A 1,944-nucleotide genomic window follows, 5' to 3' on the forward strand; every position below is an offset into this window, starting at 1 on the left:
GAGGAGAGCCGGCGTGAGCTTGAGGATCGTTGTCTGTGTGAAGTATGTGCCCGATGCCTCGGGTGACCGTGGCTTCGCCGGGGATCTGACGGTGGACCGTGAGGGTGTGGACGGTCTGTTGTCGGAGCTGGACGAGTACGCGGTGGAGCAGGCGCTGCGGATCGCGGAGGCGTCGGAGGATGCCGAGGTGACGGTGGTGACCGTGGGTCCGGAGGATGCGCGGGAGGCGGTGGCGAAGGGTCTGCGGATGGGGGCGGACCGGGGGGTGCATGTCGAGGACGACGGTGTGCACGGTTCGGATGTGGCGGGGACGTCGCTGGTGCTGGCGAAGGCGGTGGAGAAGGCCGGTTTCGATCTGGTGGTGTGCGGGATGGCGTCGACGGACGGGGCGATGGGGGTGCTGCCGGCGATGCTCGCGGAGCGGCTGGGGGTGGCTCAGGTGACGTTGTTGTCGGAGGTGTCGGTGGCCGGGGGTGTGGTGCGGGGCCGGCGGGACGGTGACGGTGCGTCGGAGGAGCTGGAGGCCGCTCTGCCGGCGGTGGTGTCGGTGACGGACCAGTCGGGTGAGGCGCGGTATCCGTCGTTCAAGGGGATCATGGCGGCGAAGAAGAAGCCGGTGGAGTCGTGGGATCTGGACGCTCTGGGTGTGGACGCGGGGCTGGTGGGTCTGGCGGGGGCGTGGACGGTGGTGGACTCGGTGACGGGGCGTCCGGCGCGGGGTGCGGGGACGGTGGTGAAGGACGAGGGTGAGGGCGGCCGTCAGATCGGTGCGTTCCTCGCCGGGCGGAAGTTCGTCTGAGCCGTCGGCGTTCCGGGCGTTGTTCCGGGCGTTCCCGGGCGTTGTTCTGAGCGTTCTGAGTGTTGTTCTGGGCGTTCTGGGCGTTCTGGGTGTTCTGGGTTCTCTGGGTTTGTCGGTGTTGCTGTTCCCGGGTGGTTCCGGGGTTCCTGTTTCGGTTTCGTGTGGAGGAGTTGGGCGTTTCCATGGCTGATGTGCTTGTTCTGGTTGATCATGTGGACGGTGTGGTGCGCAAGCCGGCGCTGGAGCTGTTGACGCTGGCGCGGCGGCTGGGTGATCCGGTGGCGGTGGTGCTGGGTGCGGGTGCGGGTGGTGCGGCGGGTGTGCTGGGTGAGCACGGTGCGGTGCGGGTGCTGGTGGCGGAGGGGCCGGAGTTCGGTGAGCGGCTGACGGTGCCGGTGGTGGACGCGCTGGAGGCGGCGTGTGCTCTGGTGGGTCCGGTGGCGGTGCTGGTGGGTTCGTCGGCGGACGGGCGGGAGGCGGCGGCGCGGCTGGCGGTGCGGCTGGGTTCGGGTCTGGTGACCGACGCTGTCGATGTGGCGGCGGGCGGGGAGGGTCCGGTGGTGACGCAGTCGGTGTTCGCGGGTGGGTTCACGACGGTGTCGCGGGTGACGCGGGGGGTCGCGGTGGTCACGGTGAAGCCGAACGCGGTGGCGGTGGAGGCGGTCGCGGCGGCGGGTGCGGTGGAGGAGCTGGCGGTGGTGTTCGGGGAGGTGCCCGCGGCGCGGGTGACCTCGCGGACGCCGCGTGTGTCGAGCGGGCGGCCGGAGCTGACGGAGGCGGCGATCGTGGTGTCGGGGGGCCGGGGTGTGGGGAGCGCGGAGAACTTCTCCGTGGTCGAGGCGCTCGCGGACAGTCTCGGGGCGGCGGTCGGTGCTTCGCGGGCGGCGGTCGACGCGGGCTGGTATCCGCATTCCCAGCAGGTCGGGCAGACGGGGAAGAGTGTCGCGCCGCAGTTGTACATCGCGGCGGGGATCTCGGGTGCGATCCAGCACCGGGCCGGGATGCAGACGTCCAAGACCATCGTGGCCGTGAACAAGGACGCGGAGGCCCCGATCTTCGACCTCGCCGACTACGGCGTCGTCGGTGATCTCTTCACCGTCGTTCCCCAGCTCACCGACGACATCACCACCCGCAAGAACTGACCC

At 70.4% G+C, this 1,944-nt stretch carries 2 protein-coding genes; both read left to right on the forward strand.

Features of this window, described 5'->3' with window-relative positions:
• The first annotated feature begins 13 nt into the window (after positions 1 to 13).
• Positions 14 to 799 (forward strand): electron transfer flavoprotein subunit beta/FixA family protein, encoded by a 786-nt coding sequence (locus tag ABT122_RS33465; RefSeq protein ID WP_351559949.1) that lies wholly within the window; start codon positions 14 to 16, stop codon positions 797 to 799.
• Positions 800 to 981: 182 nt separating this feature from the next.
• Positions 982 to 1,941 carry an electron transfer flavoprotein subunit alpha/FixB family protein gene (locus ABT122_RS33470; protein ID WP_351559950.1) on the forward strand — a complete coding sequence of 320 codons (960 nt, stop codon included), beginning with the start codon at positions 982 to 984 and terminating at the stop codon, positions 1,939 to 1,941.
• Positions 1,942 to 1,944: the final 3 nt, after the last annotated feature.

The organism is Streptomyces sp. NPDC001985 (assembly GCF_040296845.1).
GTDB lineage: Bacteria > Actinomycetota > Actinomycetes > Streptomycetales > Streptomycetaceae > Streptomyces.